Consider the following 18,842-nt stretch of genomic DNA (forward strand, 5'->3'; position numbering starts at 1 on the left):
TCTTATCTTTATTCATATCTCTGTAAAAACGAATGACTATTTATTAATTTTTCAGGACTTCCACATGCAACAATACTTCCTTCTCTCATTATAACAACACGATCTGCTAGTATCGCTTTCTCTACATCATGTGTTGCCACAATTCTCGTGACCCCTCTTCCTAATCCTTCTATCATATTCCAAACAGTTTCTTGATTGCCCGGATCTAATCCCGCAGTCGGTTCATCTAAAATAATAAGATTCGGATTTGAACCAATAGCGCGTAATAATGCAAGACGTTTTCTTTCCCCTCCAGAAAACTCTTCCCCGCTTTTATGTAGTACAGTTTCAATCCCCCTAGGTAAATCACTAATAATCGGTTTCACATTTACAAGTTCAATATTTTTTTCTAACTGATTTTCTAGATACTTTCCCCCGAAATACATATTCTCTTTTACTGTCGTCCGAAAGAAACGAGGTTCTTGCCACACTGTCGTCATACGAGCCTCATTACCATAATAAACAATGTTACCGTTAGATGGTTTATACAACCCTATCATTAATTTTAAAAGTGTCGTCTTTCCTGCACCACTTTCTCCTACAATCATAACGAGTTCACCAGGATTAATTTGCAAATCAATATTATGAATTCTGCATTTCTCTTCATTACTCTCCTGAAATGAAACATTTGTTACCGTCATCCCCATCGCTCTTTCTACCTTACTATTTGCCACTCGTTTATCTAAAAAGGAAAAAACTCTATTTGCCGAAGCAACTGCAACTTGTGTCATCATTAATAAATCGCCAACGTAGCGGACTGGAAAAAAGAGCATTTCAATTGTGGCTAACACGGCAACAATTGAACCAACTTCCATTTCCCCCTTCATTATTTTCTGCGCGCCTATAATGAGAACAACGATATATGCCCCTGTTTCAATCACGGTTCCAACTACTCCAATGCAATGTTGCATCATCGTCTTCTTTACTTCTGTTTTATAAGATTGTGCCGTTACTCCCTTAAATAAGCGAATGGCCCATTTTTCTTTTTGCAAACTACGTAAATCTTGTGCTCCTTTTACAAACTGTGACACCATCTCTACAACACTTGATTGATTTCTTTGAGCAATGCTGGCGATATTTCTTACCTTTTTCCCCATCAACATCGGAACCGTTGCACTTAAAAATAAAAACGGAGCTACCCATAATATGAACTTTATATCTATATGTTGTAGTGCTATGATTGCGCCAATAAATTGGGCAATAGCATGTATATATTCTATTAATATAGATCCATATAATCTGACCCAGTTCGGAATATCAGACACAACTAATGTCTCTAACTCTCCTCCCTTAATCTTCTCACTCTCTTCAAACGGTAATGAGAAGAAATGACGCAATACATCTATACGCTTCTCTCGTAATATTCGCTGACTCGCTTTTGAACTTACATAATCAAATGAAAGATTGTTCACCCACATCAACAAGCGGCTAGCTGCAAACAAAGTAATGTAAAGATACACCTCCTTTAACTCTCGTTGAATAAGGTTATCTACAATTAATCCCATGAATAGTGGACGAGATAAATTTAAAATAGCAGCAAAGCATCCACTACATACAGCTGCTATTACTAATAATTTTTCTTTCTGTAACGGTAACAATATTCTTTTATATTCTTTCATGATGTTCCCTCCATTTTTATAGTAAAAAGAAAGGGATGAAACCAAATGGTTTCATCCCTTTCCATAAAATAAGGAAGCTAACAGTTGTTAGCTTCCTTATCGTTCATTTCAATTATTTAGTTTGACACTTTAGACTCTTCAATTTTCTCACGAAGAACCATTTGCAGAATACCACCGTGACGGTAGTAGTCAATTTCTACTTCACTATCGAAACGAGCTACTACTTCAAATTGTTTTTCGTTGCCATCTGCATCAGTTGCAACTACTTTTACAAGATCGCGTGGTCTAACTGTTTTGTCAATTTGAATTTCAAATGACTCGTTACCAACAAGACCTAACGTTTCAGCGCTTTCGCCATCTTTAAATTGAAGTGGTAATACACCCATTAATACTAAGTTACTACGGTGAATACGTTCGAAGCTTTCTGCGATTACCGCTTTAATACCTAATAAGTTTGTACCTTTCGCAGCCCAGTCACGAGAACTTCCCATACCGTAATCTTTACCAGCAATAACTAGAAGGCCTGTGCCATCTTCTTTATATTTCATAGCAGCATCATAGATTGATGTTACTTCACCAGTTGGCCAATATGTTGTGTATCCGCCTTCTGTTCCTGGTGCGATTTGGTTTTTAATACGGATGTTCGCGAATGTACCACGCATCATAACTTCGTGGTTACCACGACGAGAACCGTAAGAGTTAAAGTCAACAGGTTGTACGCCGTTTTCTAATAAGTAGCGTCCTGCTGGTGTATGCTTACCAATTGAACCTGCTGGTGAAATATGGTCTGTCGTTACAGAGTCTCCAAATTTACCAACTATGCGTAAATCTGATAACGTTTCAACTTCACCTGGCTCTTTAGATAATCCTTCAAAGAACGGTGGGTTTTGAATATAAGTTGAATCATTATCCCAAGTATATAAAGCTTCATTTGAAGTTTGAATTTCATTCCAGCGCTCATTGCTGTTAAATACTTGTGCATATTCTTTCTTGAACAGTTCAGATGTAACAACGTTTTGAACTACATCTTCAATTTCTTTAGCTGATGGCCAAATGTCGTTGAAGTAAACAGCATTGCCATTTGCATCTTTACCGATTGCATCATTTTTCAGGTCAATATCAACAGTACCTGCAAGTGCATATGCCACAACAAGTGGTGGTGATGCTAAGTAGTTTGCTTTTACAAGTGGATGAATACGACCTTCAAAGTTACGGTTACCAGATAAAACAGATGTTACTAATAAATCGTTTGCTGCGATTGCTTCTTCTAATTCCTCTGCTAACGGACCAGAGTTACCGATACAAGTCGTACAACCGTAACCAACTGTTTGGAAACCTAATTGATCTAAATATGTTGTTAAACCTGATTTATCTAAGTATTCAGTAACAACTTTAGATCCTGGTGCTAATGATGTTTTTACGTACTCAGGTACTACAAGCCCTTTTTCAATTGCTTTCTTCGCAACTAGACCTGCCCCAATTAATACGTATGGGTTTGATGTATTTGTACAGCTTGTAATTGCAGCGATTGCAATTGCACCTGTTTTCATCGTTACTTCTTTATCTTCTAATGTAACCTTCACTTCTTTATCGAACTCTTGCTCATTAAATCCAAGTCCTTGTGTTCCAACTGGTGCTACAACAGCTTTATGGAACGCATCTTTCATATCTGAAAGTGGAATTAAATCTTGTGGGCGTTTCGGTCCAGAAAGGTTAGATTCGATTGTATTTAAATCAATTTCAACAAGATCAGTGTAAATTGGATCTTTGCTGTCTGCTGTATAGAATAAACCATTTGCTTTACAGTATTCTTCAACAATGCGAATTTGCTCTTCATCTCTACCTGTTAAACGTAAGTATTCTAATGAAATATCGTCAATTGGGAAGAATCCACAAGTTGCACCGTATTCTGGTGCCATGTTTGAAATTGTTGCACGGTCAGCTAAAGGCATGCTCTTTAGTCCATTACCGAAGAACTCAACGAATTTACCAACTACACCTTTTTGACGTAATACTTGTGTTACTTTTAATGCAACGTCAGTTGCTGTAGTACCACTTGGAAGTGTACCAGTTAATTTCACACCGATTACTTCAGGTACTGGGAAGTATGAAGGCTGTCCAAGCATTCCTGCTTCCGCTTCTATACCACCAACGCCCCATCCAAGAACGCCGATACCGTTAATCATTGTTGTATGTGAGTCTGTTCCAACTAATGAATCTGGGTATGCAACTAAGTCACCTTCAGCATTTTTCACAGCATGAACAACTGGTGCTAAATATTCAAGGTTTACTTGGTGTACAATACCTGTAGCTGGTGGCACTGCGCGATAGTTATCAAATGATTTTTGTGCCCAGCTTAAAAATTTATAACGTTCTTCATTACGTTTAAACTCTAAGTCCATGTTGAATGCAAGCGCGTCTGCCGTACCCGCTCTATCAACCTGTACAGAGTGGTCAATTACAAGGTCTACAGTAATTTCTGGATTAATTTTATCAGGATCCCCGCCCATATCTGCCATTGCTTTACGAAGCGAAGCCAAATCTACAACAGCTGGTACACCAGTGAAATCTTGTAAAATTACACGAGATGGTTTAAATGGAACATCGATATCTTGCACATCTTTCGTTCCCCATTTCGCTAAATTTGTAACATGCTCTTCTGTAATTACACGTCCGTCTACTTGACGAAGTACTGATTCAAGTAAAACTTTCACGGAATATGGTAATTGAGATACGTTGCCAACCCCTGCGTTTTCAAGCGCTTTCAAATCATAATAATGATACGTTTTTCCATCTAATTCAAAAGTTGCACGTGATTGAAATGGATTATGTTTGACCATTATGTTTCCCCCCTGTTAAACGTGACTAAGTTGTCTGAATATAAAATGTAGACAAACTTTTCAATACCTTACGATAATATCTTATTACAACTTTCTAAATAAGTAAATAATAAGAAACTTATAGATTATCATAAGTTTTCTTTATGTTTCTAAATTTGAATAGTGTTCACGCTCCTTATGAATACTATTACCATAAAGTAAAGTGCTCTATTAGTGCTTTACTTACAGTTCATACATACTATGAACTGCTCATCATTCAACATACAAAAAAAGTTATAGAGGTGAAATAAAATGGGTAAAAGAAAAGCAAATCATACTATTTCAGGAATGAATGCGGCATCTGCACAAGGACAAGGTGCTGGTTATAATGAAGAATTTGCAAACGAGCCTTTAACTCCAGCAGAGCGACAAAATAATAAAAAACGTAAAAAGAACCAGTAACGAAAAATCCCAAAAGGTCCATTTCCTTTTGGGATTTTTTCTAATGTTTATAACGTAGTAATTCTGAAACCGTTACAAATCGATATCCTTGTTTTTTCAGCTCAGGTAAAATTTTTGCTAATGCTGCTACTGTTTGACTACGATCATTTCCTCCATCATGTAACAATACGATATCTCCACTTTTAGCATTTTTTACTACATGATTTACAATGGATTCAACCCCTGGATTTGCCCAATCACGCGGGTCTTGATGCCACGACCATAGAACAGTTTGATAACCTGCTTCTTTCGCTGTTTTAAATACAGCATCGTTAATATATCCGCCAGGTGGACGGAATAGTAAAGGTTCTTTCACCCATTTTTCGAAAAATTTCTTTCCATCTAAAATATCATTTTCTAATTTTTCATCCGATGAATTACTCGCATATAAATGATTCATCGTATGATTTCCAATTTCATGTCCCTCTTTTAACACTTGTTTCACTAAATATGGATTACGCTGAACTCGAAATCCAATCATAAAAAATGTTGCTTCTGCTTTATATTGACGTAATAAATGTAAAACTTGCGGTGTATAAGTTGGATCTGGGCCATCATCAAATGTAATGGCAATAATCTTTTCATTATTAGGTACTTCCCACGTTACATAGCCAGTTGGTTCTAGCTCTTTTCTGAGCAACATTTTCGCTTCCACTTTTTCAACTTGAAATATATGTACTGCGCATAATAAACAAAAAACGAATAGAAAAATCTTCTGTTTTAGCATAACGTTCGTCAAAGTAATAAGGTTGTCGAATACACAACAATCTCATTTACTTTTCTAATTGATCTACATTTCGCATAATGTTTTGGAGATTATTTTCGTATTGCTCAAGTTGTGGGCGTTGTGTTTCTGAAGCTACCTCTAACGCATTTTGAATTTGTTCATACGCTTCCTGAACCTCTTGGCGTAACTCTTTTAAATCATGACCGTAGTTTGGATCATTTTTTACAATGTTATTAAATGCGTTTTCTGCTTGTGTAACTCCTTGCTGCGCTGCTTGAAAAGCTTGTTGTTTATCTTTATGATATGGCATTATATAATCCCCTTTCCATAATAGTTAGTCCCATTTATCTTTACCTTTTTTTCTAAAAACATTCTCGTATAAATTTGCAAACTTCTCTCATTCTAAAGAGAAAGAGGAGGTGTCACATACAATGGGAAAAAACAATCGTGAAGCGAAAGAAAAAAAGGGACAACCTGAACCATTAAGCGGATCTCATAAAGTAAAAAACCGTAACCATTCACGCCAAAAAAATCATGCACATCATGATATGTAAAACAAAAGGCTCACACTAGCTACCTTTGCCACATACAATGTTTATATTTTTCCATTTATTCTTCACCCCTACTTCATTCATGCATAACATAGTATGAATTGAGATTTTACGGAGGGTGTCTTACATGGGCAAGAAAAAGAAGGATTGTCTTTTTCATGTTGATGGTTTCGAAGAATGGATGGATCAATTTTGTTCTGATTCTTGTAGTAACTTTAGTTTCCCAAATCAAATTCATATTGACCTTTGTGAAACTGAACAAGAATACATTTTGGAAACAGATGTACCAAATGTATCCGAACAAAATGTAGTTATTAAAAAGATGGAGACAGGCCTAAATATTTGCATACTTCATAAAAATATTTCTTTGCAGCGGATCATCCCTTTACCCGCTACTATTATTTATAAAAAGATGCTAGCCTGCTTAGAGAATGGATATTTAGCCATTCATATTTCCAAAAATGAAGTTGCTAATAAACATGAAGAAAAAGTTCTTTTTCAAATTGAGAATTAAAATAAAGTAAAGCTTTAATCAATGGGTTCTTACTGCCCGCAAATAGCGGGATAAAGTGAAACTTTAATCAGTGGGGGCTTCATCCCCCACTGATTATTAGTTGAACCAATCGGGCTTTTACGGGTAGTTGATTCCCCCACCTAACTTCTTTGCTTTCGCTGAATTTTTAGGTGGGGGTTCTTACTTGCCCGTTAATGCGGGATAAATACAAAAATAAGCCCCAGTCATCTGCTGGGGCTTATTTTATTTCGCATCTAATTCTAAATTACAATTTCTATCATATCTTTTTTTCAATAAACCTTTTGTAACTACAAGTACAGGAAATGCTACAGTTGAAAATATAGCTAGTGCTGAAAATACTACAAACCCATTTTGATACCCGTAGTAATCGAGAAGCACTCCTCCAAACCATGGACCAATTACTGCTCCAATCCCTGAAAATCCCATTGCTCCAAAATATGTTCCTTTTAAATGTGAAACAGCTATATCATCAATAAATACATCCGTCATGGAAAACATTAAAACTTCTCCAACTGTAAAAATAATTGTACAAATAGCAGCACCTAGCATAGATTCTGCTATTCCAAATCCAAACAACCCTCCGCTCACAAATAAAGTTCCAACCATAATTGATGTTAACGGTGTATACTTTTTACATATTTGAATAACAGGGTATTGAATTACGACTACAACAATCGCATTTAAAGCTAACATATACGAAAACAATGTCACTCCATCCTGAAATATATGTGAATTCGCAAAATATTGAGATACTGTTGTCGTTAAGTGTGAAAAGCCACAATTACTCAAAATAATACCGACTAAAGCAACTAAAAATACGACATCCTTTCGCAATATACGAACTGCATTTAACATTGTGACAGGCTTTTCTGTATTTACTTTCTTTTTTTCAATTGGATACTTCTTAAATTGGAATGCTAATATAGCTGTATATAGAATATATACTCCAGCTGCTACTAAAAAAGGAATTGTAGATTTTGCACTTCCAATCTGTAATCCGACAAGTGGGCCAATCGCTACTCCAACATTTATTGCACCGTAACGCAAATTATATACGAGTAAACGATACTCTGGTTTCGTTAAATCTGATAATAATGCTCTTGACGTCGGCTCAAAAAAAGACCGACATAATCCATTCAAAGCATTTAATAAAAAGAAACTTAAAACATGATTTGCAAATGAAAAACCTATAAATACAAACACCCAAACGATCATGGACCATATTATAATCATGTTTCGGCCGAATCGATCCGATAAATTCCCTCCAATAAAACTAGCAAACACTCCAACAAGTGCACTCGTTCCGATAATAGCACCCGTCATTCCAGCTGATACACCTTTAACAGTCGTTAAATAAATTGCTAAAAAAGGAATACTCATTGACGTGGCGAACCTCGCAAATAAAGTCCCTATTATAATTGTCATTCCTAACGGATGAATATTTTGTAACTTCCCTTTCATCGTTAAACCTACTCTCCCTGTTCTTACAAAAAAAAAGAAAGCAAAGGATCTGCTTTCTTTTCCCTTTTTATACTTGAGCTGTTGATACCCGAGCTGTTCTCGTTATATCCATATCTATGCCATATGTAAACTGTAATTCTTTACAAACATCTTTAATTAAAATTGCAACATTATACTTCTCATTAAATTGTAAAACGATATTTTCTACTTCTTCATATGTATACTTATACTCCCCTGTAATGACACTTTTTAAATCAAAGCATTCATTTATACAAAGTTGCACAAGCAGCTGATCATATTTCTCTATTACATCTTCTTTCTTCCACAGTACCTCTTTTACATATAACCGATCAAACTTCACACTTTCTCGATTACAATCCGTTAAAATCCGGGTCATTTCATTTAATTCTCGATACAATTCAGAAATATTTTTGCTTAAACTAAGCAGTTTATCTACGCCGTTTTCATATAACATATTCATTCCACCCCCGCATTTTCTTCTTATTATAGCAAGAAAATTCTAAAAATAGTTTCTTTCTTCTGAAATATTAGGAAACTAATTTCGATTGCTTTACAATGAAACTAGTGAACACGAAAGGGGAAAGAAAATTGGAGCAAAAATTATATTACACTGACGCTTATAAAAAAGACTTTACTACGAAAGTCATAAAGCAAGATTATGATAAAGACGGTAACTTATACGTTGTTTTAAATGAAACAGCATTTTATCCGACAGGTGGCGGACAACCGCATGATACTGGCACATTAAATGATATCGATGTAATCAATGTAGAAGAGATACATGGAGAAATTCGTCACTTCATTGTAGAAAAATTACATACAGAAGAAGTAGAAGGTAAAATCAATTGGGAGCGCCGTTTTGATCATATGCAGCAACATGCGGCTCAACACATTTTATCTGCTGCTTTTTGGGACCATTTTAACATACCTACGATTGGATTCCACCTTGGTAAAGAAACGGTAACAATTGATTTAGAAACAGAAAATCTTCATGCAGAAATAGTTGAAAAGGCAATACAAATTGCAAACAAAATTGTTTTTGAAAACCATCCAATCCGTACCCTGTGGATGAATTTAGAAGAAGCGAAAACGTTACCTCTTCGTAAAGAACCGACTATAACAGAAAATATACGTGTTGTTATAATTGAGAACTTCGACTACAACGGCTGTGGCGGAACGCATCCGAAACGTACAGGTGAAGTAGGTCCTATTCAAGTACTAGGGTGGGAGCGCAATAAAGGTGGCATACGATTAACGTTTATCGCTGGTTGGCGCACACTAAATTTAATGGGCCAACAACTACAAATTATGAAAAATGTTTCTAAACAATTAAACAGTAGCGAGATTGATATCCCCGCAAAAGTAGCACAACTTCTTACTTCTCAAAAAGAAAATGAAAAAGCAATACAAACAATGAATGAAAAATTATTATTTGTAGAGGCAAATGAACTACTTCAACAGCCTACGGAAATACATGCTGGCATTCTTATTTCTAAAGTATTTACAAATCGCTCTATGAAAGAAATCGCAAAACTTTCTGCCATTATTACAGAACAACAAGAGCATGCCATTACATATTTCGTTATTGAAAATGAAGACAAATTACAATGTATCCTTGCTTGCGGAAAAACAGTCACGCTCGATATGAATGCTCTTTTAAAAGAGGCACTTCCTACAATTGAAGGAAAAGGTGGCGGAAATAAAAAGAGTGCTCGCGGCGGCGGAAAAGCGGTTATGACCGGAGACGAATTTTTAAATCAACTTGTTTCTTCTTTACAGTCAGAAGTGTAAAACATGTTTATGAAGGATAGCTAACTGCTATCCTTCAACTATATTTACAAGCCTATATTTTGTTTCAAGCCTTGATAACTCCCTGCACTTGCAAAACCTTCACTTATAAGAGTTATAAAAGTTTCCGAAAAACCATATTGACTTAAATCTTTAATCGGTACCATTTGCACATCTTGAATTGGATTATGATCAAACTCATTAGAAGGTAGCGTAATTTCACCTTCAATCCTTTCAAGCAGAAACGTAATATGTAATAAAGATGGACTAGCATCTGGTTTATCACAAACATAGAGTAGCTTCTTAATTTTAACTTCTAATCCTGTTTCTTCTCTCATTTCTCGAATCATCGCTTCTTCTAACGTTTCACCATTTTCTACCCTTCCCCCAGGTAAAGACCAATTGCGATTAGCAACTTTTTGCTTTACTAGCAATACTTGTTCATCTTCAATTAAAATTCCCGTAACACGAACTTGCATTACACTTTCCATATGTAATCTCCTCTTCCCGTTATATTTACAAATTAATCCTTTCACAAAAAGAACATACGTTTTATAATTAAAGAAAATTATGGAAGAAAGAAGTTGTTACATCTATGCGTCCACCTTTAACAAAGTCTATATCACTTGAAGATTTCCAAAACTTTTATTGGTTAAAAGCAGAACTCCAAACATTTTGTCGTGAGCATGGTTTGCCAGCTAGTGGCTCTAAGATTGAAATAACCGAGCGTATCTCACATTATTTACATACTGGTAAAATATTAAAAAACAACTCTCGTCAAAAGGTGAGTAAAGCTTCCCTCTCTTATAAAGAACTTTCTCTTCAAACGATTATTACTAACAATCACCGCTGCAGCGAAGAAGTTCGTGCTTTTTTCAAAGAAAAAATCGGAGCAAACTTCCGCTTTACAGTAGCTCTTCAAAAGTTTTTTAAAGAGAATGTCGGAAAAACATATGAAGACGCGCTAACGTTTTGGTATGAAGAAAACGAACGAAAAAAAGATCCTACATACAAAACAACTATTAGCGCGCAGTTTGAATACAATCGTTTCACTCGCGACTTTTTCGAAGATCCAAATAACAAAGGGAAATCAAAAGCTGATGCTATCGCTGCTTGGAATGAAATAAAAGCACAACCTGGTAGCAATGCTTATGTTCCTCAAAAAGTAGAAAACTAGTTCTTTTCTAGTCTTCTACTTTTTCAAATAATAGCGCTAACCCTATTCCACCACCAATTCCTAACGTCGCAATTCCATACTTCATATGCTCTCTTTTCGCTTGATAAAACAAACGTGTCACAAGCATAGCTCCAGATGCACCGTACGGATGACCGAGCGCAATTGCACCACCATTTACATTTAATTTTTCGAAAGGAATTTGTAACTCCTTTGCACAAGCAACAACCTTTGAAGCAAATGCTTCATTTATTTCAAAATAATCAATGTCCTCTACTTTCATATTCATTTCGTTTAATAATTTGTTCACCGCAAATATCGGACCAGTCCCCGGAAGATTTGGATCCACTCCAACTACAGCACTGCGGACGAAACGAAGAACAGGCTTGTATCCTAGTTTTCGGGCTTGCCCCTCTTCCATTACAAGAACAGCACATGCTCCGTCATTTACACCGCACGAATTACCTGCCGTTACTGTACCATTTTGTAAAAATGCGGGCTTAGTTCTTTTAATCATTCTTTCATAATTCATTTCTCGTTTTATAGCCTCATCTAAAGGTCCATTAAAAGAAAGTATTTCATCTTGTAAATATCCATTTTCTAATGCTTGCAGTGTCCGTTTATAACTAAGGCAAGCATACTCGTCTTGCATTTCTCTCGTTACATTATAACGCTCTGCAACATATTCAGCCGCCACTCCCATATTAGGATCACCAATTGTTTCTGGTGAAAATCGTGCTCTATTTTGAAAAGTTGATGTACTTGTACTCTCTACTCCTCCTGCAATATAACAATTACCTGCGCCGCCTTGAATGAAATGACATGCGGTGCGAATCGCTTCCAATCCGGCACCACATTGCCGATCAATCGTTACACCAGGAATATGATAACCAAGTCCTGCCGCTAAAGCAGATAATCTTGCAACATTCCCTCCCGGCCCCACAATATTCCCTAATATGACATCGTCTATTTCTCTCTCAATCCCTTTACTTAAAAACGTAAGAAGCGGCGTTACTAATTGCTGAACTTCATAATCTTTCAACATCCCATTTTTCTTACCAATAGGTGTCCTTTTCGCTTCTACAATAACCGCTCTATTCATATATCTTCTCCCGGTTTTCAATCATATTTTTTGCTGCAACACGAGCGATTTTCCCACTATCTGTATACGGTATTTCATCTACAAAATGCCATTCTTTCGGTATTTTAAACGAGGATAATCGTTGTAAGCAAAAACTTTTTAATTGTTGCCTCGTAGCACTTCCTTTTACAATGGCGACAGGTTTTTCACCCCAGTAACTATCTTTCACACCAATTACAACTATTTCATCAACAGCTGGGTGTTCATGTAATACACTTTCTATTTCTTCTGGAAAAATATTAATTCCTCCAAATAAAATCATGTTCTTCTCTCTACCCACTATGTATATAAAGCCTTCTTCATCTTCATAACCTACATCTCGCACTGTCATCCAGCCATCCGTAGTCAACTCTGGAACTAAAACCTTATCCAATATGTAGCCCATAAAAAACTGATCACTTTTCACATAAACAGTTCCTATCTCGCCTTTCTGTACTCCTTCTCCTGCTTCGTTACATATTCGAACTTGAACATTGCGACAAGGTTTTCCTACTGAATTTGGCCTTCTATCGCTCTCTTCATCAACAAGTGCTGTTACAAAACTTAGTTCCGATGCACCGTAAAATTCATATTTTTGCGCATAAGGAAATATACTCTTTATTTTTTCTTTCGCTTCAGCTTCCCATTTCGCTCCTGACGAAATAATTTTAACCCCATTTTCTATTACTCTATTTTCTTTATATAAAGATTCTAGCATTGTCGGAACTGTATACATGACCGAAATATTTTCTGTTTCTAACTTTTCCAGTACTTGATCTGGAATAAACTTTCTCATAATATGCACCGTTTGCCCTACATATAATGCACTTATTGCGCCGTATAAAAAAAGAGAATGAACGAGCGTCCCAGCTATTAAAATAGACTCTTCTTTTTTCATATGAAAGTCATGTATATTGCAATCAAAACTATGAACCCACGATTGTTGTGCACGTAAAAATGCTTTTGCCTTCCCAGTCGATCCTGATGTAAATCCCATATAAAACGGAGCATGTTGTACATCTTTTACAGGGGCATATGCAGGCAGAGAGTTCTCTATCATTCTTTTCCACTCATCAATTTCAATTACTCTTCCTTCTTCATCCGGTAAATCCTTTACCTTATATCGCTCTGTCACAATCATAGCCGGATTACTGATCGCAATTCTTTCTTTGAGCTCATCCTGTTTCCACTTTATATCTAACGGCACACAAACCCATCCGGCCATAGCAGCACCAGCAAATAGTTGTAAAAACTCCATACTATTTTCTAATAGAATTGCTATTGTTTTATTCTGCGATTCTTTTTCATTCAACCAGTTTGCTACTTTACATACTGACTCAAACCATTCTTTAAATGTTAATACTCGATCATTTTCCTTTATTGCTATTTTATTTGTTTGTAAAGAGGCATACTTTTTATATTCTTTTGTAATCCCCATTTGAGACGTCCTTTCTTTACAAAATAATAAAAAGAAACACGCAATGAACGTGTTTCTTCTCTTTCTTATCCCGCATTTGTATATTTCCCACTCTTGAGAGCAGGCGTAATAATATGTTTCAATGAACGATGTAATTTCGTTACAAGAATTGCTGCTATAATCGCTTTTATGCAATCACCTGGTAAAAATACGGCACTTACTTTCATCGTCTGCCATATAGAAACATCCATAAAGAAAGCTTGTACAATAATACCAAATACATAAACTACGAAAATACCACCAATTATATTAATACATAATACCTTTATTATAGAAACTTCACGTAAACGCTCAATTAAATAACCAATGACAAACGCTCCAACGATATAACCAAGTAAATATCCTGCACTTGGCCCAACAAATACGCCTGGACCACCGCGTCCACCAGCAAGTAATGGTGCTCCAACTCCAACTATAAGTAAGAAAATAAGCTGACTTAACGCACCAAGACGTGATCCTAACAATCCACCAGCAAGCATAACACCGAGTGATTGTAATGTAATCGGAACTGGTGTAATAGCAAGAGCAATTGGAGGTATTAACCCTAACACTCCCATAATAGAACTAAATAAAGCGACGAAAACTAAGTTTTTTGTATTCATATTTGCTTCTCCTATTTGTAAACTTAAAATGATTTTCAGGTAACATATTATAGGAGTTATATTATCTTTCTATTTAGTCTTTGTCAACTTGTTTTAAATATAGGTTTACAAATATTTTTTCAATTATTTCTCTTTATGCAAATGCTCAAGTTCTTTCCGAAGCGCCTGTTTTAAAAACTTCCCAACAGATGTTTTCGGTATTTCTTCCATAAATACAATATCATCTGGTAACCACCACTTCGCAAACTGTGGTTTTAAAAACTCATATATTTCTTCTTTTGTTACTGTACTATTTTTCTTTTGAACGACGCAGGCAATTGGTCGCTCTTGCCACTGCGGATGAGGAACGGCAACGACAGCTGCTTCAAATATAGCATCATGTGCCATTAATGCATTTTCAAGGTCAACTGAAGAAATCCACTCACCTCCGCTTTTAATAACATCTTTCGTACGGTCAACAATTTTCACGCAGCCTTCCTCGTCAACCGTAACGACATCTCCTGTATATAACCAACCATCACGAAAACCTTCGACAGTACGTTCATCGTTATAATAACTTTCAGCGATCCATGGTGCTCGTAAACATAGTTCTCCCATTTCCGTACCATCCCACTTCACTTCACCATTTGTACCGACTACTTTCATCTCTACACCAGGGACAAGATACCCTTGTTTTGAGCGGATTTCTAATTGCTCTTCATATGATAATTCTGTTTCATAACTTTTTAAACGTGCAAGTGTTACGAGTGGGCTTGTTTCAGTCATACCATATGCATGTACGAAAGGAACATTATATTTTTGCTCAAATGCTTTAATAACGCTTTTCGGTGCAGCAGCACCACCGCATAATATTCTCGTTATACTAGATAAATCGTAACTATTATTTTCTAACTCTTGTAATACACCGAGCCAAATTGTCGGCACACCTGCTGCTATCGTTACTTTTTCAGCTTGAATCATCTCTAATAAAATTTTTGGAGTAAACATTGGTCCTGGCAGTACTTGTTTAGTTCCAAACCAAGTAGCTGCAAAAGGAAGCCCCCAAGCGTTCACATGGAACATCGGTACAATTGCCATCGCCGCATCACTTTCCGATAAAGCAGCTGTATCCGCTAAACCGAGTGCCATACAATGCAATACAGTACTACGATGCGTATATACAACACCTTTTGGGTTTCCTGTAGTCGCTGACGTATAACACATACCAGCAGGTGTATTTTCATCAATATCTTTTACAAATTGGAAAGTTGGATTGCCTTCTTCTAATAGCTTTTCATAATGATATACAGGTTCTAGCGTAGTATTGGGAAGTTCATCTTTATCAGTCATAATAATGTAGGCTTGTACAGTTGATAATTGTGATTGAATATTTTCAACAAGTGGTACGAGATCTTCATCTATAAGTAGAATTCGATCTTCTGCGTGCTGAATAATGTATGAAATATGTTGAGGAGATAAACGAATATTAATTGTGTGTAAAACGGAAGCAATACCAGGAATAGCAAAATACGCTTCCACATGTCGATGATGATTCCACGCTAACGTTCCTATACGCTCGCCTTCTTTAATCCCAAGCTTTTGTAACGCACTAGAAAGCCTTCTCGTCCTTTCACCTAACTGCTTATACGTTAACGTCGTAACTGTATCATGTGTCCGTGAAACAATTTCTTTCTTTGAAAACAGTTTTTCTGCTCTTTCCATCATAGAACTAATTGTTAACGGTACATTCATCATCATATTGGTTATATCCCCCTTTAAAGCGTTTTCATTTCGTTCATTATAACAGACTTCTACAAGTGATTACGACATTTTTCTGTATTTTCTGAATTATTTCTTTGGAAATAATTCAGAACGATAAAAAACATGTTTTGAATACATTGATTCGAAACATGTTTTTTATTTTTTATAAACTATCTACCTTTTTTCTTACTTTCTTTTTCATTTTAAAAATAATACGATTGCTATATTCTTTATTCTCTACTAAAATTCGATATATCTCCCACACTCCTACAACACGAACAAAAAGATAGACTCCAATCGCAATAAGTACAACACAGTACGGATAATACTGCACTAATTCTCCTGAAGTGATATGCTTTTTCTCAAATAAAAATGGTATCGCTCCTGCTGCTATAAAACAAAATCCAACAATCATCACTGCAGCATACTTCTTCTTAATAATCGCATATCTTTTTGTCAATTCTTTTAGAAAGTTTTGATCAAATAGTAGTTCTTCTTTTTTCAATACATTGTATCGACTCTCTTCTATCGTTGCCGGTACCATCATTGCTCCAATTCCAAGGACAGCAATGATAATGACAAGAAATGTCGACATTGTTGCATTTTCTTTAAATAATAAATACGGTATTGTCGATAAAATGAGCAAACTAAATCCTAACGCAATATATTTAGAAATTTTTTGCCCATACACTATATACCCTTCTGCCATTTCCTGACTTACGTAATAGCCCTCCACATTTTCATTACTTTGCTCAGCAGTTTCTTTTAATAAATAGTCGAGTGATACTTCAAATACATTTCCAATCATTATTAACTTTTCAGTTTCAGGAAAACCTTGACCGTTTTCCCATTTACTAACCGCTTGCCTTGTTGTGTTTAATTTTTCAGCTAATGCTTCTTGAGAAAGGCCCTTTTCCTTTCTTAATTTAAAAAGCTTTTCACCAAATCCCATATGTGTGTCCCCCTTTGTTTTCTTAACTAAATTGTATGTAAACATTACCCTTATCTCTATCTTCCTGCAGTTGCACTTTGTAAACTTATGGTTGCGATTGTGTTATATAGCCGTTTTCTATACGATTTAGCTAGTTTTCTTCTATGATTATGGCGTTAATAAAATACCCTCTCCTAATAACCAATTATAACAATTAAAGGTAATTACTGTCACGAAAAAACAAAAACTCCCTTATTCATTTAAAGGAGTTTTCGATATGAAGTATTCCAATAAGGGTTAATTTGTCTTCCCCATATTGATTCACAATTTCTTCTATACATTTTTGTATGTCGTGCAACGATTAATAAGCATCCCACACAGTATATGTTGTCATCTCTTTATATAAGGACATACTCATATATATATATATGTAAAATATTACTCCTCTAACTTCCCTAATAAAAACACTTCTCCATAATCATAACGGCTTCTGCTTAAACTTTTCATAATGTCGTACTTTTAATAAAAGGATATTCCCACAATCTGTACAAATATAAGCATCTACTGGTGAAGATGTGAACATCGTCTCCTTTTTCCGTATTTGTGCATAACCGACAAACTCCCCTTCTCCTATGTTATGAGAACCACAATTAGAGCATGTCTGCACGTCTTCCTGTTTCATGAGAGCACCACCTTTAATCTGTTTCCACTTCCTTCGACAGTTCACTTCCATTTCCCTTCCAAAAAACCTCTTATTCTCTTACATTTCAACAGGAATCTCCGAACAAACATCGTATATGTACTATGAAATATATTTATTGACGGAGGAATATTATGAGTACAATTATGACACTCAATGCAGCTCAAGAAATTGAAAACGCAGAAATACATATGCTCTCTTCTAGACTACAAGCACTACAAGCGTTAGCTGAAAATCCAATGCAAATACAAATGAAAAAGTTCGGGAATGCCACTGCCTTTTCATCAAAAATAATTTTTGGTCCTGCTTTTAACACAGTAAAAGGCGTTACCTTTACAAATACAGATGAGATAGATGAAATCATCTCTTATTATCAATCGCTACAAATCCCTTGTCGTTTTGAAATTACACCCGCTCAAGGTACAGCTGAATTATTTCAATACTTATCTCAAAAAGGATTTTACCAATCCAGCTTCCATACCGCTTTATATAGTATACCGAGAGAAGATCCATCCCTACTTACTTCTAACATTTCAGTACGCCAACTAAAAGAAAATGAATTTCATATTTTTGCAGACATATATGTACGTGGATTTAACATGCCACCCTTTACAAAAGATGGCGTACGCCAAAATAACGAAATTCTCTACAATAAACCTGGCTGGCATTTTTTCATAGCCGAAGTTCAAAATACTCCTGCAGGCATTGGTGTCCTGTATATAAATAATGGGATTGCTTCATTAGCTGCTTCTGCTACTTTGCCAGAATTTCAGCGTAAAGGCTGTCATACTGCCTTAATTCAAAAACGAATAGAAAAAGCCCTAGCGAAAAACTGTCATTTAATAGTCGGACAAGCAAGGTTCGGTACCGGAAGTCAAAATAATATGGAACGTGCCCATATGAAAATTGCTTATACAAAATCAATATGGACTGCAAAAGACATGTAATTTACATGCTTTCTCTTCTCATTACAATTTTATACATTTCATGACAATTCCTTTTCTATCCTATTAATCATTTGAATATTCAAACTAGAT

Annotated in this window: 19 protein-coding genes; 6 read left to right on the top strand and 13 right to left on the bottom strand. The window is 35.8% G+C overall.

From position 1 onward, the window contains the following. Positions 1 to 8: 8 nt before the first annotated feature. Together DT250_RS02420 and acnA are read right to left on the bottom strand one after the other, a co-directional pair. On the bottom strand, positions 9 to 1,658 hold the full coding sequence (locus tag DT250_RS02420) for an ABC transporter ATP-binding protein (protein WP_141542805.1): 1,650 nt from the start codon (positions 1,656 to 1,658) through the stop codon (positions 9 to 11). 116 nt (positions 1,659 to 1,774) lie between these two features. Beyond that, positions 1,775 to 4,498 (bottom strand): aconitate hydratase AcnA, encoded by a 2,724-nt coding sequence (acnA, locus tag DT250_RS02425; protein ID WP_048544062.1) that lies wholly within the window; start codon positions 4,496 to 4,498, stop codon positions 1,775 to 1,777. Between the two features lie 291 nt (positions 4,499 to 4,789). Between acnA and sspO the strand changes: the two genes are divergently transcribed. Then, the gene (gene sspO / locus DT250_RS02430) at positions 4,790 to 4,939 is read left to right on the top strand and encodes an acid-soluble spore protein SspO (RefSeq protein ID WP_000518053.1); all 150 of its coding nucleotides are present in this window, start codon (positions 4,790 to 4,792) and stop codon (positions 4,937 to 4,939) included. A 40-nt stretch (positions 4,940 to 4,979) separates the two neighbouring features. Here sspO and pdaB read toward each other — a convergent pair whose 3' ends face one another. Both pdaB and DT250_RS02440 read right to left on the bottom strand, forming a co-directional pair. Next, a complete protein-coding gene (gene pdaB / locus DT250_RS02435) occupies positions 4,980 to 5,705 on the bottom strand; it encodes a polysaccharide deacetylase family sporulation protein PdaB (protein WP_097889942.1) in 726 nt (241 codons plus the stop codon). Positions 5,706 to 5,751: 46 nt separating this feature from the next. Then, a complete protein-coding gene (locus DT250_RS02440) occupies positions 5,752 to 6,015 on the bottom strand; it encodes a hypothetical protein (protein ID WP_001146295.1) in 264 nt (87 codons plus the stop codon). Between the two features lie 121 nt (positions 6,016 to 6,136). Between DT250_RS02440 and DT250_RS02445 the strand changes: the two genes are divergently transcribed. Together DT250_RS02445 and DT250_RS02450 are read left to right on the top strand one after the other, a co-directional pair. Next, on the top strand, positions 6,137 to 6,259 hold the full coding sequence (locus DT250_RS02445; protein ID WP_000517650.1) for a small acid-soluble spore protein P: 123 nt from the start codon (positions 6,137 to 6,139) through the stop codon (positions 6,257 to 6,259). A gap of 124 nt (positions 6,260 to 6,383) precedes the next feature. Next, positions 6,384 to 6,770, top strand: a complete 387-nt coding sequence (locus DT250_RS02450) for an Hsp20/alpha crystallin family protein (protein WP_048544065.1) — start codon at positions 6,384 to 6,386, stop codon at positions 6,768 to 6,770. A gap of 243 nt (positions 6,771 to 7,013) precedes the next feature. Here DT250_RS02450 and DT250_RS02460 read toward each other — a convergent pair whose 3' ends face one another. Both DT250_RS02460 and DT250_RS02465 read right to left on the bottom strand, forming a co-directional pair. Next, the gene (locus DT250_RS02460; RefSeq protein ID WP_060487392.1) at positions 7,014 to 8,252 is read right to left on the bottom strand and encodes an MDR family MFS transporter; all 1,239 of its coding nucleotides are present in this window, start codon (positions 8,250 to 8,252) and stop codon (positions 7,014 to 7,016) included. A 67-nt stretch (positions 8,253 to 8,319) separates the two neighbouring features. After that, positions 8,320 to 8,727, bottom strand: a complete 408-nt coding sequence (locus DT250_RS02465) for a hypothetical protein (protein ID WP_000965140.1) — start codon at positions 8,725 to 8,727, stop codon at positions 8,320 to 8,322. A 134-nt stretch (positions 8,728 to 8,861) separates the two neighbouring features. Between DT250_RS02465 and DT250_RS02470 the strand changes: the two genes are divergently transcribed. Continuing rightward, a complete protein-coding gene (locus DT250_RS02470) occupies positions 8,862 to 10,064 on the top strand; it encodes an alanyl-tRNA editing protein (protein WP_149212434.1) in 1,203 nt (400 codons plus the stop codon). A gap of 44 nt (positions 10,065 to 10,108) precedes the next feature. On the opposite strand, the gene DT250_RS02475 is transcribed toward DT250_RS02470, so the two are convergent. Beyond that, on the bottom strand, positions 10,109 to 10,552 hold the full coding sequence (locus tag DT250_RS02475) for an NUDIX hydrolase (RefSeq protein WP_106383394.1): 444 nt from the start codon (positions 10,550 to 10,552) through the stop codon (positions 10,109 to 10,111). Positions 10,553 to 10,656: 104 nt separating this feature from the next. On the opposite strand from DT250_RS02475, the gene DT250_RS02480 reads away from it, so the two are divergent. Then, the gene (locus DT250_RS02480) at positions 10,657 to 11,238 is read left to right on the top strand and encodes a DUF6434 domain-containing protein (RefSeq protein WP_098134762.1); all 582 of its coding nucleotides are present in this window, start codon (positions 10,657 to 10,659) and stop codon (positions 11,236 to 11,238) included. A gap of 7 nt (positions 11,239 to 11,245) precedes the next feature. Here DT250_RS02480 and DT250_RS02485 read toward each other — a convergent pair whose 3' ends face one another. The 6 genes from DT250_RS02485 to DT250_RS02510 form a co-directional block, all read right to left on the bottom strand. Continuing rightward, positions 11,246 to 12,337, bottom strand: coding sequence for an acetyl-CoA C-acyltransferase (locus DT250_RS02485; RefSeq protein ID WP_088064194.1), 1,092 nt, complete (start codon positions 12,335 to 12,337; stop codon positions 11,246 to 11,248). Further along, entirely contained in the window at positions 12,330 to 13,793 is a 1,464-nt protein-coding gene (locus tag DT250_RS02490) for an acyl-CoA synthetase (protein ID WP_149212435.1), read from the bottom strand. The genes DT250_RS02485 and DT250_RS02490 overlap by 8 nt, the downstream gene beginning before the upstream one ends. A 65-nt stretch (positions 13,794 to 13,858) precedes the next feature. Further along, entirely contained in the window at positions 13,859 to 14,434 is a 576-nt protein-coding gene (locus DT250_RS02495) for a biotin transporter BioY (RefSeq protein WP_001093321.1), read from the bottom strand. A 123-nt stretch (positions 14,435 to 14,557) separates the two neighbouring features. Next, on the bottom strand, positions 14,558 to 16,171 hold the full coding sequence (locus DT250_RS02500) for a long-chain fatty acid--CoA ligase (protein WP_060487399.1): 1,614 nt from the start codon (positions 16,169 to 16,171) through the stop codon (positions 14,558 to 14,560). Between the two features lie 166 nt (positions 16,172 to 16,337). Then, the gene (locus tag DT250_RS02505; protein ID WP_098134758.1) at positions 16,338 to 17,126 is read right to left on the bottom strand and encodes a helix-turn-helix domain-containing protein; all 789 of its coding nucleotides are present in this window, start codon (positions 17,124 to 17,126) and stop codon (positions 16,338 to 16,340) included. A gap of 457 nt (positions 17,127 to 17,583) precedes the next feature. Further along, positions 17,584 to 17,787, bottom strand: coding sequence for a hypothetical protein (locus tag DT250_RS02510; protein WP_048544090.1), 204 nt, complete (start codon positions 17,785 to 17,787; stop codon positions 17,584 to 17,586). A gap of 152 nt (positions 17,788 to 17,939) precedes the next feature. Here DT250_RS02510 and DT250_RS02515 point away from each other — a divergent pair, with 152 nt between their 5' ends. Next, a complete protein-coding gene (locus DT250_RS02515; protein WP_087982102.1) occupies positions 17,940 to 18,752 on the top strand; it encodes a GNAT family N-acetyltransferase in 813 nt (270 codons plus the stop codon). The last annotated feature ends 90 nt before the right edge of the window (positions 18,753 to 18,842 follow it).

This window comes from Bacillus sp. AR2-1, from assembly GCF_008368755.1.
GTDB lineage: Bacteria > Bacillota > Bacilli > Bacillales > Bacillaceae_G > Bacillus_A > Bacillus_A wiedmannii.